This window comes from Plantactinospora mayteni (genome assembly GCF_016862935.1).
GTDB classification, from domain to species: Bacteria; Actinomycetota; Actinomycetes; order Mycobacteriales; family Micromonosporaceae; genus Plantactinospora; species Plantactinospora mayteni.
In genome coordinates this window covers 1-1038 of sequence record NZ_BONX01000114.1, presented here as the reverse complement: position 1 = coordinate 1038, position 1038 = coordinate 1, and the positions used below count along the sequence as shown (strand labels likewise).

Genomic DNA, 1038 nt, shown 5'->3' with positions numbered 1-1038 from the left:
TCATGATCGAGTTGTGGTGGGGGGTCGTTCGCGGAACACCGGGTGGTCGGCCACGGTTATACCTGGCGTACGTCCGCAGCAGGCCGCCCCCGGTGAGTCCGCCTGATGGGGTGGGTGGTGTGGGCGGGCGCCGGTGACCGGGCCGTTCGTGGGAATGGCGGGCCGCCGGCGGTGGTTACATCCCCCTGGCACACCCGAGCAGGAGCAGGCAGTCCGCCGGGCTGTGCCATCTCCCCGGAACGTTGTTTCGGGTCTTCCCTTTCGACACACCCGTCCGTGGGTGTTGTCGTACCCCCGGAAATGGAAGGCGACCATCATGACTTTCGTCAACCGATGGCTCCCGGCCATCACCGAAACCCCGATCCGTAAGACCGCGCTGGGTATCGCCGGACTCGCCGTCGTCGGCGGCGCGTTCGCCGGCCCCGCGATCGCGATGGACAGCCCGAACCCGGCATCGCCGACCGCCGCGTCGGTCACCGCCAACATCGCCGACATCGACAAGCGGGCGCCGTCGAAGGTCCTGGACTACCAGTACAAGGCGCAGGAGAACTTCTACTACTGCGCACCCGCCGCGACCCGGATCGCGCTGACCGCGCAGGGGCAGGCCCCCAGCCAGGACGACGTCGCGAAGCAGCTCGGTACGACCGAGGCCGGTACGAACTCGGCCGAGGACACCACCCGGGTGCTGAACAAGGCCGGCGGTAAGGACTACCGCACCGTGGCGCTCCCGGACACCACCACCAAGCCGGCGCAGATGGACAAGCTCCAGGTCGACGTCGTCAACGCCATCGACGCCAAGCGTCCGGTGGTGGCGAACATCAAGGGCACCGCGACCGACGTCGACGGCACCCCGCACTCCTACGAGGGTGGGCACTACCTGACCGTCGTCGGCTACGACGACCACGGCCGCAAGGTCAAGATCGCCGACCCGGCCAACCCGAACCAGAGCGAGTACTGGATGAGCACCATCAACCTCGCCAACTGGGCCGCCGAACGCGGCTACTCCGCATAACACACACGCAGACGAGAGGGCCAGCC

1 protein-coding gene is annotated in these 1038 nt (G+C 67.9%); it reads left to right on the top strand.

Going from position 1 to position 1038, the window contains the following annotated elements; translation table 11 throughout:
• Positions 1-316: 316 nt before the first annotated feature.
• Positions 317-1012 carry a C39 family peptidase gene (locus Pma05_RS42120; protein ID WP_203863144.1) on the top strand — a complete coding sequence of 232 codons (696 nt, stop codon included), beginning with the start codon at positions 317-319 and terminating at the stop codon, positions 1010-1012.
• Positions 1013-1038 lie beyond the last annotated feature (26 nt).

Excerpts from the sequence above, each read along its gene's own strand:
- Pma05_RS42120 (WP_203863144.1), top strand. The coding sequence starts at position 317 with ATGACTTTCGTCAACCGATGGCTCCCGGCCATCACCGAAACCCCGATC.